This window comes from Simiaoa sunii (assembly GCF_014337175.1).
In the GTDB taxonomy this organism is placed as follows: domain Bacteria; phylum Bacillota; class Clostridia; order Lachnospirales; family Lachnospiraceae; genus Acetatifactor; species Acetatifactor intestinalis.
Genome location: NZ_CP060633.1, coordinates 2,350,406 through 2,371,916, shown reverse-complemented (window position 1 = coordinate 2,371,916; position 21,511 = coordinate 2,350,406). Strand labels below are relative to the sequence as shown.

General features: G+C 46.5%; 18 protein-coding genes and 8 tRNA genes. All 26 read left to right on the top strand.

The genetic code is table 11. From position 1 onward, the window contains the following. The first annotated feature begins 38 nt into the window (after window positions 1-38). Window positions 39-965 (top strand): orotidine-5'-phosphate decarboxylase, encoded by a 927-nt coding sequence (pyrF, locus tag H9Q77_RS10890; RefSeq protein WP_249325535.1) that lies wholly within the window; start codon window positions 39-41, stop codon window positions 963-965. A 110-nt stretch (window positions 966-1,075) separates the two neighbouring features. Then, complete coding sequence (locus H9Q77_RS10885) at window positions 1,076-1,366, top strand: HPr family phosphocarrier protein (RefSeq protein ID WP_249325533.1); 291 nt, start codon at window positions 1,076-1,078, stop codon at window positions 1,364-1,366. 77 nt (window positions 1,367-1,443) lie between these two features. After that, window positions 1,444-1,517, top strand: a tRNA-Arg gene (locus H9Q77_RS10880). Window positions 1,518-1,658: 141 nt separating this feature from the next. After that, a complete protein-coding gene (locus H9Q77_RS10875) occupies window positions 1,659-2,159 on the top strand; it encodes a DUF1700 domain-containing protein (protein ID WP_022154244.1) in 501 nt (166 codons plus the stop codon). Window positions 2,160-2,411: 252 nt separating this feature from the next. Further along, the gene (locus tag H9Q77_RS10870; RefSeq protein ID WP_249325532.1) at window positions 2,412-2,576 is read left to right on the top strand and encodes a hypothetical protein; all 165 of its coding nucleotides are present in this window, start codon (window positions 2,412-2,414) and stop codon (window positions 2,574-2,576) included. Between the two features lie 106 nt (window positions 2,577-2,682). Then, the gene (locus H9Q77_RS10865) at window positions 2,683-3,834 is read left to right on the top strand and encodes a THUMP domain-containing class I SAM-dependent RNA methyltransferase (RefSeq protein ID WP_022154246.1); all 1,152 of its coding nucleotides are present in this window, start codon (window positions 2,683-2,685) and stop codon (window positions 3,832-3,834) included. Between the two features lie 6 nt (window positions 3,835-3,840). Continuing rightward, window positions 3,841-4,911 (top strand): N-acetylmuramoyl-L-alanine amidase family protein, encoded by a 1,071-nt coding sequence (locus H9Q77_RS10860; RefSeq protein WP_249325531.1) that lies wholly within the window; start codon window positions 3,841-3,843, stop codon window positions 4,909-4,911. A 27-nt stretch (window positions 4,912-4,938) separates the two neighbouring features. After that, entirely contained in the window at window positions 4,939-5,550 is a 612-nt protein-coding gene (locus tag H9Q77_RS10855; RefSeq protein ID WP_249325529.1) for an XTP/dITP diphosphatase, read from the top strand. Beyond that, window positions 5,528-6,007, top strand: coding sequence for a metallophosphoesterase family protein (locus tag H9Q77_RS10850; protein ID WP_249325527.1), 480 nt, complete (start codon window positions 5,528-5,530; stop codon window positions 6,005-6,007). The genes H9Q77_RS10855 and H9Q77_RS10850 overlap by 23 nt, the downstream gene beginning before the upstream one ends. Before the next feature lie 122 nt (window positions 6,008-6,129). Then, window positions 6,130-6,204 (top strand) — tRNA-Pro (locus H9Q77_RS10845). A gap of 119 nt (window positions 6,205-6,323) precedes the next feature. After that, a tRNA-Arg gene (locus H9Q77_RS10840) sits at window positions 6,324-6,397 on the top strand. A gap of 44 nt (window positions 6,398-6,441) precedes the next feature. Next, a tRNA-His gene (locus H9Q77_RS10835) sits at window positions 6,442-6,515 on the top strand. Between the two features lie 49 nt (window positions 6,516-6,564). Beyond that, window positions 6,565-6,636: transfer RNA gene (locus H9Q77_RS10830), tRNA-Gln, on the top strand. A gap of 10 nt (window positions 6,637-6,646) precedes the next feature. Next, window positions 6,647-6,719 (top strand) — tRNA-Lys (locus H9Q77_RS10825). A gap of 92 nt (window positions 6,720-6,811) precedes the next feature. After that, the gene (locus H9Q77_RS10820; RefSeq protein WP_249325526.1) at window positions 6,812-8,182 is read left to right on the top strand and encodes an MATE family efflux transporter; all 1,371 of its coding nucleotides are present in this window, start codon (window positions 6,812-6,814) and stop codon (window positions 8,180-8,182) included. Window positions 8,183-8,235: 53 nt separating this feature from the next. After that, window positions 8,236-8,315: transfer RNA gene (locus H9Q77_RS10815), tRNA-Leu, on the top strand. Window positions 8,316-8,383: 68 nt separating this feature from the next. Then, window positions 8,384-8,457: transfer RNA gene (locus H9Q77_RS10810), tRNA-Val, on the top strand. 79 nt (window positions 8,458-8,536) lie between these two features. Next, the gene (malQ, locus tag H9Q77_RS10805) at window positions 8,537-10,033 is read left to right on the top strand and encodes a 4-alpha-glucanotransferase (protein ID WP_249325524.1); all 1,497 of its coding nucleotides are present in this window, start codon (window positions 8,537-8,539) and stop codon (window positions 10,031-10,033) included. A gap of 273 nt (window positions 10,034-10,306) precedes the next feature. Beyond that, complete coding sequence (locus H9Q77_RS10800; RefSeq protein ID WP_069432380.1) at window positions 10,307-11,611, top strand: IS30 family transposase; 1,305 nt, start codon at window positions 10,307-10,309, stop codon at window positions 11,609-11,611. Window positions 11,612-12,025: 414 nt separating this feature from the next. Further along, a complete protein-coding gene (locus H9Q77_RS10795) occupies window positions 12,026-13,072 on the top strand; it encodes a substrate-binding domain-containing protein (protein WP_249325523.1) in 1,047 nt (348 codons plus the stop codon). Window positions 13,073-13,079: 7 nt separating this feature from the next. Further along, entirely contained in the window at window positions 13,080-14,576 is a 1,497-nt protein-coding gene (locus tag H9Q77_RS10790) for a sensor histidine kinase (RefSeq protein WP_249325521.1), read from the top strand. Next, window positions 14,569-16,185, top strand: a complete 1,617-nt coding sequence (locus tag H9Q77_RS10785) for a response regulator (RefSeq protein ID WP_249325519.1) — start codon at window positions 14,569-14,571, stop codon at window positions 16,183-16,185. Before H9Q77_RS10790 ends, H9Q77_RS10785 begins: the two co-directional genes overlap by 8 nt. Further along, a complete protein-coding gene (locus H9Q77_RS10780) occupies window positions 16,178-17,239 on the top strand; it encodes a sugar ABC transporter substrate-binding protein (protein WP_249325517.1) in 1,062 nt (353 codons plus the stop codon). Before H9Q77_RS10785 ends, H9Q77_RS10780 begins: the two co-directional genes overlap by 8 nt. A gap of 224 nt (window positions 17,240-17,463) precedes the next feature. Beyond that, complete coding sequence (gene chvE, locus H9Q77_RS10775) at window positions 17,464-18,609, top strand: multiple monosaccharide ABC transporter substrate-binding protein (RefSeq protein ID WP_249325516.1); 1,146 nt, start codon at window positions 17,464-17,466, stop codon at window positions 18,607-18,609. A 136-nt stretch (window positions 18,610-18,745) separates the two neighbouring features. Continuing rightward, a complete protein-coding gene (mmsA, locus tag H9Q77_RS10770; RefSeq protein ID WP_118550429.1) occupies window positions 18,746-20,290 on the top strand; it encodes a multiple monosaccharide ABC transporter ATP-binding protein in 1,545 nt (514 codons plus the stop codon). Then, window positions 20,287-21,477, top strand: a complete 1,191-nt coding sequence (gene mmsB, locus H9Q77_RS10765; RefSeq protein WP_118547129.1) for a multiple monosaccharide ABC transporter permease — start codon at window positions 20,287-20,289, stop codon at window positions 21,475-21,477. The genes mmsA and mmsB overlap by 4 nt, the downstream gene beginning before the upstream one ends. The last annotated feature ends 34 nt before the right edge of the window (window positions 21,478-21,511 follow it).

Genomic DNA, 21,511 nt, shown 5'->3' with positions numbered 1-21,511 from the left:
ATAAAATGCAATGAAAATGATTGCAGAACGGAGGAAATATGATCAACAAACTGATCACTCGAATCAAAGAAACCAACGCACCGATCGTGGTAGGACTGGATCCTATGATGAAATTTGTGCCGGAATATATTAAAAAGGCGGCTTTCGCTGAGTATGGTGAGACCCTGGAAGGTGCCGCAGAAGCAATCTGGCAGTATAACAAGGGTATTGTGGATGCAATTTATGATCTGGTACCCGCTGTGAAGCCTCAGGTAGCAATGTATGAGCAGTTCGGCATTCCCGGTATGGTGGTATTTAAAAAGACCGTGGATTATTGTAAAGAAAAAGGTCTGATCGTCATCGGCGATATCAAACGTGGTGATATCGGATCCACTTCCGAAGCATATGCAGTAGGACATCTGGGAAAAGTACAGGTAGGTAGCAGGAGCTATTACGGTTTTGATGAGGATTTCGTGACTGTAAACCCTTATCTGGGCTCCGACGGCGTGAATCCTTTTGTGAAGATCTGTAAGGAAGAGAAAAAGGGTATTTTCGTACTGGTGAAGACTTCCAATCCCAGTAGCGGCGAGTTCCAGGATCAGTTGGTGGGCGGCAGACCGCTGTATGAGCTGGTGGGAGAAAAGGTAGCAGCCTGGGGAGCTGACTGCATGGGTGATTCTTACAGCTATGTAGGTGCTGTGGTAGGCGCAACCTATCCTGAGCAAGGCAAAGTGCTTCGTAAGGTAATGCCCAAGGCATTTATCCTGGTGCCCGGTTACGGTGCACAGGGCGGTAAGGGTGCAGATTTGGTACACTTCTTCAATGAAGACGGACTGGGTGCCATCATCAACTCCTCCCGTGGCATCATTGCCGCATACCAGCAGGAGAAGTATGCACAGTTCGGTGAGCAGAATTATGCAGATGCTTCCCGCGCGGCCGTGCTGGATATGCGTGAGGATATCGCACAGGCACTGGCAGCACGCTAAAGACGCGCATCTCCACGTTTGACCAGCGCGTGGGGATAGACTTATGCGTTTGACGGCATAATATACAAAGGTATGGGGTGTCCGCAAGCGGACAGATGGGAGAACGAAGGATGAGAGAAAAACTATATATTACCTTCCATTCGGAGGATGAAATCAGACATTTTGTGGATACCTGCAATGAATTTGATGATGCGATCGATATCCGTATTCAGAAGACCGCAATGGATGCGAAGTCTCTTTTGGGAATGCTTCTGATGAAGACGGAGGAACCGCTGGAGATTGAATACGCCTGCTACGATGATGAGGATAATTACGAAGAGTTCAAGCAGGCTATTCTGGAAAAGTATGATGCGAAAGTCGTACCGGCATCGGAAAAATCTGCTGATAATAAAATTGTTTGAAAAAATTAAAAAATTCTATTGACATTTTCATCTGCAGCAGTTAAAATACATACTGTTGCAGGCGAAAACCTGTGAATGTACGTGTAGCTCAGCTGGATAGAGCGTCTGGCTACGGACCAGAAGGTCGTGGGTTCGAATCCTGTCACGTACATCTAAGGCCCCGGAGATGATGTCTCCGGGGTTTTTTGTATTTCATTTTAGAAAAGTTTTAGAAATACTTCCCACTCCGTATATTTACGTAGTACTTATGTCATGCTAAAATAATGAGGTAAATGGAGGAAGCTGTATTAGTATGAACAAACAGGATTTTATAGACCGGCTGCGGATGGCACTGAACGGACGTGTGTCCCCCGGCTTGGTTATGGATAATGTCAATTATTACGAAGACTATATTAATACGGAGATCCGGAAGGGCCGTACGGAAGAGGAAGTACTGGAGAGCCTGGGAGATCCGAGACTGATTGCGCGTACGATCATTCAGACCAATGGTGGTGATAATCGGTCCGGCTATCGTAATACCGTCTATGGAAACGGAGAATACAGAGAAGCGGCAGGATCGACGGTACATCACAGTTATAACGGAGACGGTAATGGCGAATATGGCACCCATGGGAGTAAAATGGCAGATGTATTAGCGAAGCTGCCAGGCTGGGTCTGGATTATTCTGGGGATCCTTGTGGTGGTACTGGTGATCAGCGCGGTATTTTCAGTACTATCCTTCCTGGCACCGGTATTGATCCCGATTCTGGTAGTACTGTTTTTGGTAAAACTGTTTCGAGACTGGCTGAACTGATAAATAACGATAATAAAAGAGCCATCAGGGGGAAGCTGATGGCTCTTTTGAGGGGAGTATAAATAAATAATACATAAGGGTGCAAATAGAATCATGAAGGGTTCTTCTATTCACATTTATGATTATAGTACTAATGTCACAAAAATGCAAGATAAAAATTGGTTCTAAAGTACCATAAATTTAAAAGCATATTTTTGTGAAAAATAGACATACTACTCCTGTAACTAAAAATCCTGTTAGGAGGTCACAGATATGTCTAATAATTACGATCAGAACAACGAGAACAAGTATAGTAACTCTTATGACGAGAACCAGAACTCTCAGAATAAGCAGAGCAGTAAGAATCAGAACAAGAATCAGAGTAAGAACCAGAATAGGGATCAGAGCGAGAATAAGGAGCAGAATAAGAACTGCTAGTTTTTGTGCATAAGAAGTCAGGGGCGTTCGTAGGAATGCCCCTATTTACATATTTTTGGAATGCATATATAATGTTCCTATGTTTGATTGAGATACGGAGGAACGAATGAGACGTTTTGAATTGATCGCCCCCTGCCATTTCGGTATGGAATCGGTGCTTAAGAGAGAGATTACAGATCTCGGATATGATATTACGGATGTGGCAGATGGCCGTGTGACTTTTTTCGGTGATGAAGAAGCTTTATGCAGAGCTAATATTTTTCTGCGCACAGCGGAGAGAATTCTGATCAAGATCGGAAGCTTTCACGCAGAGACATTTGAGGAACTGTTTCAGGGAACGAAAAGTCTGCCCTGGGAAGATTACATTCCTAAGGACGGTAAGTTCTGGGTAGCAAAAGCGGCCAGCGTAAAGTCCAAATTATTCAGTCCTTCGGATATCCAGTCTATTATGAAAAAAGCCATGGTGGACCGGTTGAAATCACAATATGAAATCTCCTGGTTCCCGGAGGATGGTGCAAGCTTTCCGGTCAGAGTGTTTCTTATGAAAGACGAAGTGACGGTGGGACTGGACAGTACCGGAGAATCCCTGCATAAGAGAGGATACCGGAAGCTGACGGCAAAAGCCCCCATTGCGGAGAACCTGGCAGCATCGCTGATCATGCTGACTCCCTGGAACGGAGGAAGGATCCTGGTGGATCCTTTTTGCGGAAGCGGTACGTTTCCGATAGAAGCAGCCATGATGGCGGCCAATATGGCCCCCGGCAGGAACCGGAGCTTTACGGCAGAAGAATGGCCACATATTGTAGGAAAGAAAATATGGTATGATACCTGCGATGAAGCGGAAGAGATGGTAGACCTGTCAGTGGAGACGGATATCCAGGGATATGATATTGATGAGGATATGGTAAAAATAGCCCGGGAAAATGCGCGTATGGCCGGTGTGGATAAGCTGATCCATTTTCAGAGAAGAGGCGTGGAAGATCTCCATCATCCGAAAAAGTATGGATTCATTATAACTAATCCGCCCTACGGAGAACGATTGCAGGATAAGAGCCAGATGCCGGCACTTTACCGTACCATAGGGGAACGTTTTCGTGAACTGGACTCCTGGAGCATGTATCTGATCACTGCTTACGAGCAGGCAGAGAAAGATATCGGACGGAAAGCAGACAAGAACAGGAAGATCTATAACGGAATGATGAAAACCTATTATTACCAGTTTTTGGGACCGAAGCCGCCGAAGAGAAGAGAAATATAACCTTTCATGAAGAAACGATTGCAAATCAGAGACCAAAAACAAAATAGGAAGGTGACATTGATCCTCTGGCTCCTGTTGGGAACATTTTCCATGGTAGCAATGCTATGGACAGCGGCGCACAAGACGGTGGTGATTTCCGCACGAAGCCAGGAGCAGGGAGAACTGGTCCCGGAATACCGGACGGAACAGACCGGAGAGATGCAGCTGCCCATGCAGACGGATCAAAAAGCCGACAGACAGATCTGTATACCACTGGAATCGGGGACGAAAGCGGAGAATGTAGTGGTGGAAAACCATTACATGGAGAAGGAACTCTGGATCTACATAGAAAACGGAAGAAAAGCATTCTATAAGGAACGGAGGATCACAGGAGATCTGAATCCTGTGGAAAAAGGAATCTGCGAGGCACAGAACGAAGGTGTACTGCTGAGACTTTCGATGCGGGAAGTGCTGGAATATCACAGCACTCTGGAAGAAGGAAGTTTATGGGTCGATTATGTCAGCCCCAAGGAACTCTATGACAGGATCGTGGTATTGGATCCTGTGGGAGGCGGCAGAGATCTCGGTGTGACGGCTTCCGGCTGTCAGGAAAAAGAAGTGGCGCTCAGTGTTGCCAGACAGACAGCCCAGCTGATGGAAGACCGGCAGGTGAAGGTATATCTTACCCGTACAGAGGATATCGATGTTACGAAAGAGGCAAGAAGGCAGTTCGCCGACTGGGTTGGAGCAGATCTGTATCTGGAGATCGGATTGTCGTCAGATCCGGAGAATACGTCGGTCTATGGGATCAGCGGAGAATATAATGATGAATATTATATTCCGGAGTTCGGCAACCTTCAGTGGGCCGATTGCGTTACAAGGCAGGTTACGGTGGCAGCCAGCAATCGGGCAGTGGGACTTTTCCCGGCAACAGAGGAAGATGTCCTGTGGGAGATCGCAATCCCGTCAGCCAGAATCTCTTTGGGGTATGTGACGAACGCTGCTGAGAGACAACTGCTGATACAGGAAGACTATCAAAAAAAGCTTGCACAAGGTATTGCGGAAGCTATTAACGAGGTTTATACTAATACGCAATGATGGATCATATGCGGTGAGGAGTGGAATATGCAGGGAAGAATCGTATTTGCAACCGGCAATGCCGGTAAGATCAAAGAGATCCGAATGATCATGGAGGACACCGGAATGGAGGTGGTATCCATGAAAGATGCGGGGATTATGGCAGATATTGACGAGAACGGAAAAACCTACGAGGAAAATGCTTTGATCAAGGCCAGAGCGGTGGCGGCGTTTACGAATGACATCGTCATGGCGGATGACTCCGGACTGGAGATTGACTATCTGAATAAGGAACCGGGGATATACTCTGCAAGATATCTGGGAGAGGATACTCCTTATTCTGTGAAAAACGAAAATCTGATCCAGAGACTGGAAGGGGTGCCGGAGGAACAACGGACAGCCAGATTCGTGTGTGCCATTGCCGCTGTTTTACCGGACGGAAGAGAACTGACGACCCGCGCTACGATTGAGGGCAGGATCGGATATGATGAAAAAGGGAAGAACGGATTCGGATATGACCCCATTTTCTATGTACCGGAGTTCAGAAAGACAACCGCGGAACTTACAGAAGAAGAGAAGAACCAGGTCAGTCACAGAGGAAAAGCGCTGCAGCTGATGAAAGAGGAACTTAAGAAATATGAAAATATTGATCGTAAGTGACACCCATAAAAAGAACGAAAATTATTTCAAAGTGCTGGAAATGCATCATCTGGATATGGTGATCCACTGCGGTGATGCGGAGGGGAGTGAGTATGCCCTGTCTGCTGCTGCAAAATGTCCGGTATATATTGTGCTGGGGAATAACGATTTTTTTTCGGATCTGCCCAGAGAGATCACCCTGGATATCGGACCCTATAAGGTATGGGTGACTCATGGACATAATTATTATGTCTCCATGGGGAATGAGACGATCAAAAAAGAAGCCATTGATCGTGGTGTGGATATTGTATTGTATGGACATACACACCGCCCGGTGATCGATATCGATGACGATATCATTGCGGTGAATCCCGGAAGCCTGTCTTATCCAAGACAGGAAGGACGTCAGCCGTCTTATGCCATTATGGAGATCGATAGAGAGGAAAAAGTACATTTTACCATTGCATATCTGCGATAATGGTTCCGGTGTAAAACACGTAGTACAGACGTAGGAGTTCTGCAACTTTTCTCTTGACAGATAGAAAAAAACTAGGTTATAATTACACCTGCGTTGTCGGAGGTTCCGATGTGACGCAGCCTCGGGGTGTGGCTCAGCTTGGCTAGAGCACCTGGTTTGGGACCAGGGGGTCGCAGGTTCGAATCCTGTCACCCCGATGCGTAACTTGAGTTTTGTGTTTATTTTTCAAAAAATTAGTACAAAACTGTTGACAAATGATGTCGGATAAGTTACAATATGCTTCGTCGGTTTGCTAATGCAGATGACTGACAGATATGTGTTCGTAGCTCAGCTGGATAGAGCAACGGCCTTCTAAGCCGTGGGTCGGGGGTTCGAATCCCTTCGAGCACATTTGAGATAAGGAAGGACTTAATTGACCGTCACTGTCTCGCATGGTGGGTATAGCGCAGTTGGTTAGCGCGCCAGATTGTGGCTCTGGAGGCCAAGGGTTCGAATCCCTTTATCCACCCTTTTTCATTAGTGAAGTGTCGTAATGGCACGCTTGGTGTCATATTTATAGGGCTATCGCCAAGCGGTAAGGCACAGCACTTTGACTGCTGCATTCGCTGGTTCGAATCCAGCTAGCCCTGTTTTTATTATGGGGTATTAGCTCAGTCGGTAGAGCACTTGACTTTTAATCAAGTTGTCGGGGGTTCGAATCCCCCATGCCTCACTTGATGTTACGATATCCTGACAACATACATCATTTTTCCCATTCTCAAAAACCCCGCTTGGGGCTTTTTTTTATGCGAAAGGAGCACTTTTATGCAGACCAAAGAAAACAAAATGGGTGTCATGCCCATTGACAAATTACTGATCTCTATGTCCCTGCCTATGATGATCTCCATGCTGGTGCAGGCACTGTACAATATCGTGGACAGCATCTTCGTCTCCAGGATCAATGAATACGCACTTCGTGCGGTATCCCTGGCATTCCCGATCCAGAGCCTGATGATCGCCGTAGCAGTGGGAACGGCAGTGGGTATCAATGCGTTTCTGTCCAAGACTCTTGGAGAGAAGGATTTTGAGAAAGCTGATATCATTGCCCAAAACGGTATTTTTCTTGCGATTGCAAGCTACGTGGCTTTTGCGGTGATCGGTCTGCTGGTGAGCCGCCCCTTTTTTGCCAGCCAGACGGAAGTCTTAGAAGTACGAGAGTACGGAGTGACGTATCTGACGATCTGTTGTGTGGCGGGAATGGGTATTTTTCTCCAGACGACCTTTGAGAGATTGTTACAGGCTACCGGTAAGACTTTCTATACCATGATCACGCAGGGAACCGGGGCGGTAATTAATATTATTCTGGATCCGATCCTGATCTTCGGCTATTTCGGAATGCCCCGGATGGGAATCGCCGGTGCGGCGGTGGCTACCGTTATCGGGCAGATCATAGCTGCAATTCTTGCTCTGGTATTTAATCTGAAATGTAATCGGGAACTGAATATTTCCATGAAAGGATTTCGACCGAACGGACATCTGATTGTACAGATCTATAAGGTGGGAGCGCCTTCCATAGTTGTACAGGCCATCGGTTCTCTGATGACTTACGGTATGAATCTCATCCTGGCGGCATTCGGTTCCGCGCAGACGGTATTTGGTATTTATTTTAAACTTCAGAGTTTTGTATTTATGCCGGTATTTGGCCTGAATAACGGAATGGTGCCTATCATTGCCTATAATTACGGTGCCGGTCATAAAGACCGTGTAATTAAGACAATCAAGCACAGTGTGGCATATGGCGTGGGTATTATGTTCGTGGGATTACTTGCGATGCACATTTTCCCGGCACAGCTTATGCGCATGTTTGATGCGGAGGAGAGTCTGATCGCCATCGGAGCGCCTGCCCTGGAGACCATTTCGCTGAGCTTTGTGTTCGCCGGGTTCTGTATTGTGGCGGGAAGTGTATTCCAGGCATTGGGGAACGGTGTCTACAGTATGATCGTATCTGTGGCCAGACAGATGTGTGTGCTGCTCCCGGTGGCAAAACTGTTGTCCCTGAGTGGTGAAGTGACGTTGATCTGGTGGGCATTTCCCATTGCGGAGTTAGCCAGTGTGCTGTTAACATCGTATTTCTTGGTAAGAATCTATCGGAAAGTCATCTGTCATATCGGAGAGCCAGTCGTGCAGGATGCTTGACAAGTTTAAGGGTGGCAGAGTATAATTAGGCGTGTTCTTTTGTGGACACGTAAGCGGTTATGGCGGAATTGGCAGACGCGCTGGTTTTAGGTGCCAGTGGTTACCCGTGTGGGTTCAAATCCCACTAACCGCATTTGTTAGTACTTGCAATTCCGAATGCCGGTGCTATAATAAGGATGGCAGAAGATTGCTGCAGTACCCGGAAGCATAGCTCAGCCGGGATGAGCGTTCGCCTCACACGCGAAAGGTCAGGGGTTCGAGCCCCCTTGCTTCCATTTTTTAGTAACTATTCAGAGCGACGGCAAAGTACTGGATAGTTATTTTTTTTAATCAAATCAAAGGAATACAAAAGCAATGAAAGAAAACGTAAGAAAACAGGGAATTTTACTGCCGGTATCCAGTATCCCTTCCGCATATGGGATCGGAACCTTTGGCAGGGAAAGCTATCGTTTTGTGGATTTTCTGGAGAAGTCCGGCAACAGGTTGTGGCAGATCCTGCCGCTCGGACCTACCGGATACGGAGACTCTCCTTATCAGTCGTTTTCCACTTTTGCGGGGAACCCTTACTATATCGATCTGGAGCTTCTGATCGAAGAAGGGCTTTTGACGAAGGAGATCTGTGACGGTTATGACTTCGGAGACAATGAACATTACGTGGACTATGAGAAGATCTATCTGTCCCGGTTCAAAGTCCTGAAGATCGCATTTGAGAATGCAAAAAAACAGGGACTTATGGATGCACCGGAATATCAGAAGTTCATCACGGACAATGCCTATTGGCTGAATGATTATGCCCTGTATATGGCAGTAAAAAATGCATTCGGCGGCGTCTGCTTTATGGAATGGGACGAGGATATCCGTCTCAGAAAAGCGGCAGCGCTTCGCAAGTACCGCAAAAAACTCTCGGATGAGATCGCATTTTACTGCTTCCAACAGTACCTGTTTGCAAAACAGTGGAAAGAACTGAAGACTTATGCGAATAAAAAGGGCATAGAGATCGTAGGAGATATTCCTATCTATGTAGCTTTTGACAGTGCCGATACCTGGGCGAATCCGAAGCTGTTCCAGTTAGACAGGGAAGGTCGTCCCATCGGTGTGGCAGGCTGCCCGCCGGACTGCTTCTCGGAGACCGGACAGTTGTGGGGCAATCCGCTCTATGATTGGAAATATCATAAGAAGACCGGTTATGAATGGTGGATGCAGCGTATTGCATATTGCTATCAGTTATACGATGTGCTCCGTATCGACCATTTCCGGGGATTCGACGAGTACTGGTTCGTGCCTTACGGAGATCCTACGGCACAGAACGGTCACTGGGAGAAGGGACCGGGCTATGAATTGTTTGCTGTGATGAAGAAGAAACTGGGCAAAAAGAAGGTCATCGCGGAAGATCTCGGATTCCTGACCCCCAGCGTGATCCGTCTGGTGAAGAAGACAGGTTACCCGGGAATGAAGATCCTGCAGTTTGCTTTTGATGCGGGAAATGACAGTGAATATCTGCCTCACAACTATGATAAAAACTGTGTGGTCTATACAGGAACCCATGACAACGATACTACGGTAGGATTTATACAGAACATGCCGGAGAAGGATAAGAAGTTCGCGAAGAAGTATCTGGGACATAAGAATGATAAAAAGCTCTGCTTTGAGATCGTCCGGGCGGCATTGTCCAGCTGCGCGGATACAGCGGTTATCCCCATGCAGGATTATCTGGAACTGGACAGCAGTGCCAGGATCAATATACCGTCCACACTGGGCTGCAACTGGAAATGGCGCATGGATAAAGAAGCTTTGGATCCTAAGCTTGCGAAAAAGATTTATAAGATGGCAAAATTATACGGAAGACTGTAAAGTGTGCCACGCAGCGTAAGGCACATTGTAAGAATACGGAAGGGATAGTTTCCTTTCCGTATTTTTTGTGGACAAATCATCAATATTTGCATGCGTGGAAATGGGGATAACTATGGCCTCAATAGTTTTTTGAAATTCCCGTGTGAGGGGGAAAGTTGATTACAAACAGAATAAATTACAGCAGTGAAAGTGACGATACAAATGCAGGAAGAGCAGAAATGTTCTTCCTGTTTTTTAACAGAACTTCAGCAGCTGGCGGGGAAAGGAGACAGTATGGCAAAGTTCTTAAATTATGAGGACCGGCTGGAGATAGAAAGCGGACTAAAGGAGCACATGACTTTCACAGAGCTTGGAGAGAAACTGGGAAGGGACAGGACTACCATCACAAAGGAGATCAGGAACTATTCCATCGAACAGGACACCGGTTATGGAAGTTACCCGCATAATACCTGCAAGTACAGAAAAGCATGTAAGAGGAAAAAAGTATGTGGGACAAATGACTGCAGGCATCCACTGGTAGCTGTCTGTAAACAGTGTGAACTCATATGCAACCGTTACTGCGAGCATTATGAAGAAGAAATATGTACCCATCGCTTTAAACCGCCATATGTATGCAACGGATGCAGTGAAGTAAAGAAGTGTACGCTGACAAAAACTGTTTACGATGCTCTGGGAGCCCAGAGGCGGGCAACGGATAAGATATCGGAATCCCGAAGCGGGATCCTTGCTACGGAAGGGGAAATCGCCAGACTCAATGAAATCCTGGTGCCGTTGGTAAAACAGGGGCAGTCTATCCATCAGATCTACCTGACACATAAGGATGAACTGATGTGCAGTGAAAAGACCCTCTACAACTACGTGGATGGATGCCTGTTTGATATCAGGAACATAGACCTGCCAAGAAAGGTAAAGTACCGTCCGAGATATAAAAAACCGGAGCTGAAAGTAGACCGTGGATGCCGTGTGGGAAGGAATTATCATGATTACGAAGTATATATGGAACAGCATCCGGACACAGCAGTGGTGCAGATGGATTCCGTGATCGGCAGCAAGGGAGGGAAAGTCCTGCTGACGATATATTTTGTAAATGTGTCACTGATGCTGGGGTTCCTGCGGGAAGCGAACACCTCAAAGTCAGTGATAGATATTTATGATGAACTGTACCACCGGCTGGGAGGGCAGGATTTTAGGAAGCTGTTTCCGGTCATCCTGACGGATAACGGAAGTGAGTTTTCCAATCCCAAGTGTATAGAGAACGGACCGGATGGAAAAGGATTTCAAAGGACGAGGATCTATTACTGCAATCCAAGTGCGCCGTACCAGAAAGCAGAGATCGAGGTGGGACATGAATTTATACGCAGGATCCTGCCGAAAGGAAGAAGCTTTGATGAACTGACGCAGGCAGACGTAGAGCTGATGATGAACCATATCAATTCCTACCGGAGAAAGAAACTGAACGGAAAAAGTCCGTATGAAGCGTTCAGCTTTTATTATGGAGAAGACCTGGCGGAGAGGCTTAGATGCCACGAGGTTGCAGCCAAAGACATCAACCTCACCGCAAGACTTCTCAAAAAGTAACCAGAAGACAGAATAAAGCACAGACCGCCGGCTGAAATAGGAACAGCAGAAGACGTGAATTATGGCTTGCAAAATTTGTAAGCCAAAACTGACGTCCGGTTTTTGTGCAAAAAAATACTCTGCCATAAGGTGATTATATCATAAAAGCAAGGGAAAAAACGGGAAAGTCATTACAAAAGTGGAAAGTCGGGTACAAAATTTGCAGGTCGCTTTCAAAATGTGAAACTCGTTTACAAAACGGGAATCTCGGATGACTATTGAACGGATAACTATGGCAGGTAGCATTTTTTAGTGCATTTTTGTCAAAACAAGAGGACTTTTTTGTGGTCTTATGGAAAAAGCCACGTTATTATGGTATGGTTATCTATATTGGGCGGAGTCTGCAATCGGATTTCTGCGAGAGAGAGGAGAAACATGAGCCGTACTACTGACAGGGCAGGCCGTAATAAGGGACAATGGATCGTCATTGGGTTTATGGCTTTTGCTATCATAGTCATTTCGATATGCACAGTAATCTTTCGTTCCTATGTGCGGGGATTTCATAAAGTAACAGACAGAGAAATATATGACCGGTATTATGTGATGATCACAGAAGACCGCAAATCGGATTTCTGGCAGTCCGTATACCGCGGAGCTTTTGAACGCGGACAGGAAGAGAATGTATATGTGGATCTGCTGGGCGAGCATCTGTCCCAGGAGTATACGAGGGCAGAGCTTATGCGGATCGCCATGTCATCCGGTGTAGACGGTATTTTTGTAGAATCGGATGAAAGCGACGAGATGTCACAGATGATCGACGAAGCAGTAGAACGGGGCATCCCTGTGGTGACACTGTATGGTGACAATACGCACAGTGCACGCTGCAGCTTTGTCGGTGTAGGAAGCTATAATCTGGGCAGGGAATACGGACGACAGGTATTGAAGCTGGCTTCTGTCAGTGAGAGTACCGCGCCCATGACGGTAGCGGTACTGGTGAATGCCCATGCACTGAACTCGGCACAAAATATTGTCTGCTCCGGGATTCAGGACGCACTGGAACAGGAGAAAATCCGGGGACCGGAAATAGAACTTTCCTTAATTACCGTGGACGATACGAATACTTTTTCCGTGGAGGAATCCATCCGGGATATTTTTATGAATGAAAAGCTGCCGGATATCATTATCTGCCTGAACGAATTGAGCACCACCTGTGTCTACCAGGCAGTGGTAGATTACAACTGCGTGGGCGAGGTCGCAATTTTAGGGTATTATGATACCGATACGATACTCAAAGCAATCGAGCGAAATGTAGTCAATGCAACGATCTCGATAGACACGGAGCAGATGGGAGCTTTCTGCGTGGATGCTTTGCAGGAGTACTATCGTTTTGGCTATACCAGTCAGTATTTTACGGCGGATGTCACAATTATTGATCAGAATAACGTGGGTGAATATTTACAAGCGCAGGAAGCGACAGAGTGAGGTACGCATGAGGAAAAAATTTCGACAGCTGTCTCTTCAGGCGAAGATGAGCAGCATTTTTGTATTGGCGAATCTGGTAGTATTTGCAGTGACGGTGATATTGCTTCTGGGAATCAACAGCATGTCTTCGGAGATCGATAAGGTCTATCAGGGGAATCTGCGGCTGAACGAAGTATCTGATGCACTGATGGCGGTGCAGGACAGTATGACGGATTATCTGAATTCCAAGACCAGTGATTCCCTGGAGGAATTTTACCGGAATGAACAGACATATTCCCAACTGGTGCAGGATATGAGCGATGGGGTGACGGGAGCCACCTTTCAGAGAATGGAACGCAGTATCCGGCATCTGTCGGAAGAATACCTGGATCTCGTAAGTCAGACGATTGAGGCAAAGCGTGGGAGAAATGTAGAGAAATACCGCGTCCGGTACGAGAACGCGACACAGATGTATGAATATATCAATACCTATATTTACAGTCTGAACAACGAACAGTTCCGCAGCAACTCCGAGAACTACAGCCGTCTGTCGGCTGCTTTCCGTAATTTCGAAATGGTCAGTGTGATTGCATTATCCATCGTCATTGTGGTCAGCGTATCTATAGTAGTAAAGCTTACCGGGGAGATCATCAGTCCGTTAAAGGATCTGGCGGTAACCGCTGACGAAGTAGCGGGCGGAAACTTTGATACCGAACTGTTACAAGTACAGTCGGAGGATGAGATCGGCGTGGTAACGGGAGCATTTAACCAGATGCTTATCAGTATCAGACAGTATCTGGAAAGCCTGCGCGAGAGCATGGAAATCCGGCGTTCATTAATGGAAAAAGAGCTTTTGATGGAGGCACACTTAAAGGATGCACAGCTAAAGTATCTGCAGGCGCAGATCAATCCCCACTTCTTATTCAATACGTTAAATGCGGGAGCACAGCTGGCCATGATGGAAGGCGCCGACCGGACCTATGAATATGTACAGAATGTGGCGGAATTTTTCCGCTATAATGTAAAAAAGAGTAATGATATCGTGACGGTCAGAGAAGAGCTGGAACTGGTGGATCATTACATTTATATTCTGAATGTCCGCTTTTCCGGGGATATCCATTATGGAAAAGAAATTGAGGAGGATCTGCTGGACAGCTGCATGCCAAGCATGATCTTACAGCCAATCGTGGAAAATTCCGTAAATCACGGCATCAGAGAGATGAACGGAGAGGGAAAGATCCGGCTGAAGGTATACCATGTGGATGGAGATACGCTGGGGATCAGTATCCGGGATAACGGCATCGGAATGAATCCGGATACGATAGAAAAAGTACTTGGCGGCAATTATCACGAAGAGCAGTCAGGCGGCGGTTCCAATGGTATTGCGATGGGGAACGTTATCGCAAGATTAAAACTTTTCACGCAAAACGAAGATGTAATGACGATTTTAAGTGACGGGAAAGATCAAGGAACGGAAGTAATCCTGTATCTTCCGATAAAAGAGAGGGAAAAGACGGATGTATAAGATCATGCTGGCGGATGACGAAGGAATCGTGATCGATTCCCTGAAATTCATCATCGAAAAAGAATTCAAGGATACCTGTGAGGTGCAGTATGCCAAGACCGGCAGAAGTGTGATTGAACTGGCAGAGAGCTTCCGTCCGGACGTTGCGGTCATGGATATCCAGATGCCGGGAATCAACGGCATCGATGCTATGAAAGAGATCCGGAGAAGCAATAATCATACAGTGTTTATCGTAATGTCAGCTTATGACAAATTTGATTATGCGAAAGAAGCTATCAAACTGGGAGTCATGGAGTACATTACCAAGCCGATGGAGAAGACCCGGATCATTGCAGCATTGCAGAAGGCAATGGAGCGAATCGATGCAGAGCGCCTGAAACGCAAAAATGAGTTGTTGATCAAGGAAAAACTGGAGACGGTCGTACCGATTATTGAAAGCGGTCTGATCCACAATATCTTATTACAGGAGCATTTTCGCGAGGATATTGAGAATTACCGGTCAATTTTAGGGATCACGCTGCAATATGCCTACATGATCGCTGTGGTATGCGGGGATGAGCAGCAGGGAAACCACATGACGAATGCGGTGGGAAGCAGTGTCAGAATGCAGAGGCATTATCAGGAGGTCAGGGACTGTCTGAAAGAAAATTTGGACTGTATTGTGGGTACCGTCATGGCAAACAAACTGGCAGTGCTGGTACCTTATGAGAAAGATGTGATGGACTATAATGAGCGTATCGAACTCATTGAAAAAGCCAGAGAACTCACCAGATATCTGCGCAAGAGAACGGATATCAGCTTCCGCATCGGCATCGGAGAACCGAAAGATTTTCTGATGGCTTCGGAATCTTATACGGAGGCGCTGAATGCACTGGTGGCGACCACCGGCAGTGTGGCACATGTGGATGACCTGCCGATCAAATGCGAATATGGTGGAAATTATCCGGTGAAGCTGGAGAAAAAACTTTTTGCGGAAGTCGAGGACGGTGACATTGACAATGCTTCCGCATCGGCATCGGCATTTTTTGACTGGATGGTGGATAGTGGTTCCGATCTGATGAATATGAGGCTTAAGGTGCTGGAATTTGCCCTGTGGTCAGAGCACATTGCCTATGAAAAAGGTGGTATGATCTATCAGCTGAATTCCCGTGCGGAGTATCTGCCGCAGGTGATGGAAATAGCGGAACCGGCGGCCATGAAAACATGGTTCCTGGAAAAAGTGAAGGAAGCCTGCCGGAACGTTCTGAATAAAAGGGAAGAAAAGTCGGGCAGTATTATCGAGACGGCGAAAAATTATATTAAGAATAACTATCACAAAGACATTTCCCTGGATGATGTATCCAGAGAGGTAAATATCAGCCCGTATTATTTCAGTAAACTATTCAAAGAAACTACCGGGGAAAACTTTATCGAGTACCTGACCAATTTAAGGATGGACAAGGCAAAAGAACTGCTGCAGACGACAGAGTGCTCCATGAAAGAAATCTGTGCCAGAACCGGATATTCGGATCCGAATTATTTTAGCCGCAGTTTTAAGAAGAACGTGGGCGTGACACCGACAGAGTACAAGGAAAACCGTGGAAAGGGGCAGGAACAGGGCAATGTATAAGAAAAAGAGATGGATATGTGTTGCGTGGCTTCTGGTGATGATGTTATTGCTGTGTGCCTGCGGAAATCTGGAGACCGAAAAAAATCAGGGAGAAGTTGCGGAGAATGATAAGATTCAGATCGGCATGAGCTTTGACTCTTTTGTCATTGAAAGATGGCAGAGGGATCGTGACATTTTCGTCTCAACGGCAAAGGAGTTGGGAGCGGAAGTGAATGTCCAGAATGCGAACGGTGATCTGGAGCAGCAGAAAAAGCAGATCAATTACTTCATCGACAAAGGAATGGACGTGATCGTTGTGATATGCATTGACTCCAAAGGATTAACAGAGGAAGTGCAGAGGGCGAAAGATGCCGGCATTAAGATCATTGCTTATGACAGACTGTTGCAGAATACAGATATTGACCTGTATATCTCGTTTGACAACGAAAGAGTAGGTACCATGATGGGAGAGGCACTGGTGGAAAACGGTCTGGCCGGCGGAAATGTGCTGATGCTGGGAGGCTCTGCCGTGGACAGCAACGTTGCTATGGTGGAAAGGGGCTTTCGCAAGGTCATGGAGGATAATCAGGTGACGATCTTGGATTCTATGCATGCGGATGGCTGGAAAGCGGAACTTGCCGGGGCATATATCTATGATCATATGGATGTTGTATCGGAGGCAGATGCCATTATGTGCGGCAATGATGATCTGGCAAGCAAAGTGGTACATGCTCTGAAAGAAAAGAGACTGGCAGGAGATATTATGGTAGTGGGGCAGGATGCCGACCTGGAAGCGTGCCAGCGCATCGTCGAGGGAACACAGGTCATGACAGTCTACAAACCGGTGGAAAAAATGTCGCAGAAGGCAGCGGAGTGTGCGGTGCTTCTGGCAAAAGGAGAGCCGTTGCCGGAAGGAGATACGGTAACCATAGAGAATGGAAAGTATGAAGTTCCGTACATTGGTCTGGAACCAATCAGTGTGGATAAAAACAATATGAATGATGTGATCATCGGAAGCGGATTTCATTTAAAAGAGGATGTTTATCTGAACATTCCCTCGGAAATGCCCAAATAATATTGGATTTACTTTGAAAATGGGGAAAAGAGATAGATTCTAAAAACACAATAGGAAAAATTTGGTGACAAGGCTGTGCCGGCAGACAAGATATTGCTAGCACAGCCTTAATTTTGTCAGGAGAGAGGATGGAAAAGTGCAGAAGGTCGTAAAATCATGCTATAGGATTTGTGATATTCTCTATTTAGCAACAAAAACAAACCAAATAAGGGAGGTTACTTTTTATGAGGAAGAAATTATTAAGCTCACTTCTGGTAACGGCTATGGCTGTTACGATGCTTGCAGGATGTGGATCCAATGGGGGACAGCAGGCAGCCACACCGGCAACAGACAACAAAACAGAAACATCTGCAGAAGCAAAGACAGATGCTTCCACTACTACCACCACAGAGGGCGGTAAGATTGGTGTTGCAATGCCTACCAAGGATCTGCAGAGATGGAACCAGGATGGTACCAACATGGAAGCCCAGCTGAAGGAAGCTGGCTACGAAGTGGATCTGCAGTACGCATCCAACGATATTCCCACACAGGTATCCCAGATCGAGAATATGATCAACTCCGGATGCCAGATGTTAGTTATCGCATCCATCGATGGTGATTCCCTCGGAACCGTTCTGGAGCAGGCTAAGGAAAAAGATATTCCTGTTATTGCATATGACCGTCTGATCATGAACTCCGATGCAGTTACCTATTATGCAACCTTTGATAACTACATGGTAGGTACCAAACAGGGTGAATACATCAGAGACCAGCTGGATCTGGACAATGCAGCAGGACCTTTCAATATTGAGCTGGTAACCGGTGACCCCGGCGACAACAATGCAAGATTCTTCTTCGGCGGTGCTATGGATGTTCTGCAGCCCTACATCGATGCAGGCAAGCTGGTAGTTAAGTCCGGACAGACCGATTTCGAAACCGTTGCAACCGCTAACTGGTCTACTGAGACCGCTCAGTCCAGAATGGACGCTATCATTTCCGCAAACTATGCAGACGGAACCAAACTGGATGCAGTTCTGTGCTCCAACGACTCTACCGCACTTGGTGTTACCAACTCTCTGGAAGCTAACTACACCGGCGAGTGGCCCATCATTACCGGTCAGGACTGTGATAAGCCCAACGTTAAGAACATGATCTCCGGCAAGCAGTCAATGTCCATCTTCAAGGATACCCGTACTCTGGCATCCAAGGTTGTAGAGATGGTAGACGCTGTCATGAAGGGCGGCGAGGCACCTGTCAACGATACCACAACTTACGACAATGGTACCGGCGTTATTCCTTCCTATCTGTGTGAGCCCGTGTTCGCTGATGCAAGCAACTACAAAGAACTGCTCATCGATTCCGGTTACTATACAGAGGCAGATTTACAGTAATTTATAATAACACGGATCTGTAAGGATCCTTACGGCAGGCGGGCGTTTCCCGCCTGCTGTATTCATGGGTAAAGCAAGAATAAGATTTTAAATGTTTGATTAGATAATGTGGAAACAAGACTTGGGAGGGATACCATTGGCAAAGATATTACTGGAAATGAAAAATATAACCAAAACATTCCCCGGTGTAAAAGCACTTGACAATGTAAACCTGCAGGTGGAAGAAGGAGAGATCCATGCCCTTGTAGGCGAGAACGGCGCAGGAAAGTCCACACTTATGAATGTACTGAGCGGTATTTATCCGTACGGATCTTATGAAGGCGATATCATCTATAATGGTGAGATCTGCAAATTCGACAAGATCAAGGACAGTGAGGAAAAAGGTATCGTTATCATTCATCAGGAGCTTGCGCTGATCCCCTATATGACCATCGGGGAGAATATGTTCCTTGGCAATGAACGGGGACATAAGTACAAAATCAACTGGAATGAAACCAATGCCAGGGCGGCGGAACTGTTAAAGACCGTAGGTCTGAAGGAAGGCCCCCAGACATTGATAAAAGATATCGGCGTCGGCAAACAGCAATTGGTAGAGATCGCAAAGGCACTTGCCAAGAATGCTAAATTATTGATCCTGGATGAGCCGACCGCATCTTTAAATGAGACAGACTCCAAAGCACTGTTGGATCTGATGCTGGAACTGAAGAAAAAGGGAATGACATCCATCATCATATCCCATAAACTGAATGAGATCTCTTATGTGGCGGATAAGATCACGGTCATCCGTGACGGTTCTACCATCGAGACACTGGTGAAGGGAAAAGACGATATTACCGAGAGCCGTATTATCAAAGGAATGGTAGGAAGAGAAATCTCCGACCGTTTCCCGAAGAGAGAGCCGCACATCGGAGAGATCCGGATGGAGGTAAAAGACTGGACGGTACATCATCCGTTGTATTCCGACCGTAAGGTAGTGGATAACGTTAACCTCAATGTCAGAAAAGGCGAAGTAGTGGGAATCTCCGGACTGATGGGTGCGGGTCGTACGGAACTGGCAATGAGCCTGTTCGGAAAAAGCTATGGCTCCAATATCAGCGGTGAACTGTATATTAACGGACAAAAGGTGAATCTGAGCAGCGTACAGGAAGCGATCAAGAACCGTCTGGCATATGTAACGGAAGACAGAAAAGGAAACGGACTGATCTTAAGCAATCCGATCAAGATCAACACGACTCTGGCAAATCTGGATGCTGTCAGCAGCCATACAGTCATTGATAAAGACAAAGAGTACAATGTAGCTGTGGATTACAAGAAAAAACTGAATACAAAATGTCCTACGGTAGAACAGAATGTGGGTAATCTAAGCGGTGGTAACCAGCAGAAAGTACTTTTGGCAAAATGGATGTTCGCGGATCCGGATATCCTGATCCTGGATGAGCCGACCAGAGGTATTGATGTCGGTGCAAAATATGAGATTTACTGCATCATCAATCAACTGGTGGCAGAAGGAAAATCTGTTATCATGATCTCCTCCGAACTGCCTGAGATACTGGGTATGTGCGACCGGATCTATGTCATGAACGAAGGAAAAATAGTAGGAGAACTGGCGGGCAGTGAGGCAACACAGGAGCTTATCATGTCCAAGATATTATCAGCCGGTAAGAAAGGAGCATTGGCATGAATAAAACAAAAGGCCTCGATTTCATTAAAAGATATACCATGATCCTCGTACTCATCGTGGTTACGGCATTTTTCGCATGGAGAACGGGAGGAGCGATCCTGCTTCCCATGAACGTCAGCAGCTTGATCTCCCAGAATGCATATGTATTCATTCTGGCAACCGGTATGTTATTGTGTATCCTGACCGGCGGTAACATTGATCTGTCCGTCGGATCGGTAGTATGTTTTGTCGGAGCCATCGGTGCAGTCCTCATGGTGAACATGAAGATGAACATGTGGCTGGCAATCCTGATCATGTTCGTGATCGGTACCCTGATCGGTGCTTTCCAGGGCTTCTGGATCGCTTATGTGAGAATCCCTCCTTTCATCGTAACACTGGCAGGTATGCTGGCATTCCGTGGCTTGAGTAACGTAGTCCTGCAGGGTATGACAGTATCCATTAAGGATTGTACCACTTTCGTAAATCTGTTTGGTGGCGGTGCGGATTGCTATATCCCCGATTTCTTTGGGAACGGCCCCATCAATCTGACCTGTGTATTTGCAGGTGTGCTGGCAGCAGTGATCTTTGCAGTACTGCAGTTAAAGAACAGAGCAGATAAGGTAAAAAAGGGTTATGAAGCTCCCAGTCTTGGAGCTACCATTGGTAAGATAGCTGTGATCGCTGTTGTGATCTTGACATTCAGCTATCGCCTGGCACAGCACAAAGGTATCCCCAGCGTGCTGATCTGGGTACTGATCGTCATCATGGTATACGGTTACATTACTTCCAATACCACAGTAGGTCGTTATTTCTATGCAGTAGGCGGTAACGAGAAGGCTACAAAATTATCCGGTATCAATACCAATAAGGTATACTTCCTGGCATATATGAACATGGGATTCCTGGCAGCTCTGGCAGGTATGGTAACCATTGCACGTATGACTTCCGCACAGCCAACTTACGGACAGAACTATGAAATGGATGCCATCGGCTCCTGCTTCATCGGCGGTGCTTCTGCATACGGCGGAACCGGAACGGTACCCGGAGTTATCGTCGGTGCGGTCCTGATGGGTGTCATCAACCTCGGCATGTCCTTAATGGGTGTCGATCAGAATATGCAGAAGGTAGTCAAGGGTCTGGTACTTCTGGCAGCAGTTATCTTCGATGTTGTATCCAAACGTGGTGGAAAATTAATTGCCAAGAATTAATTTCTACATATCTAATCAAAAAGGGCCCGGCGCT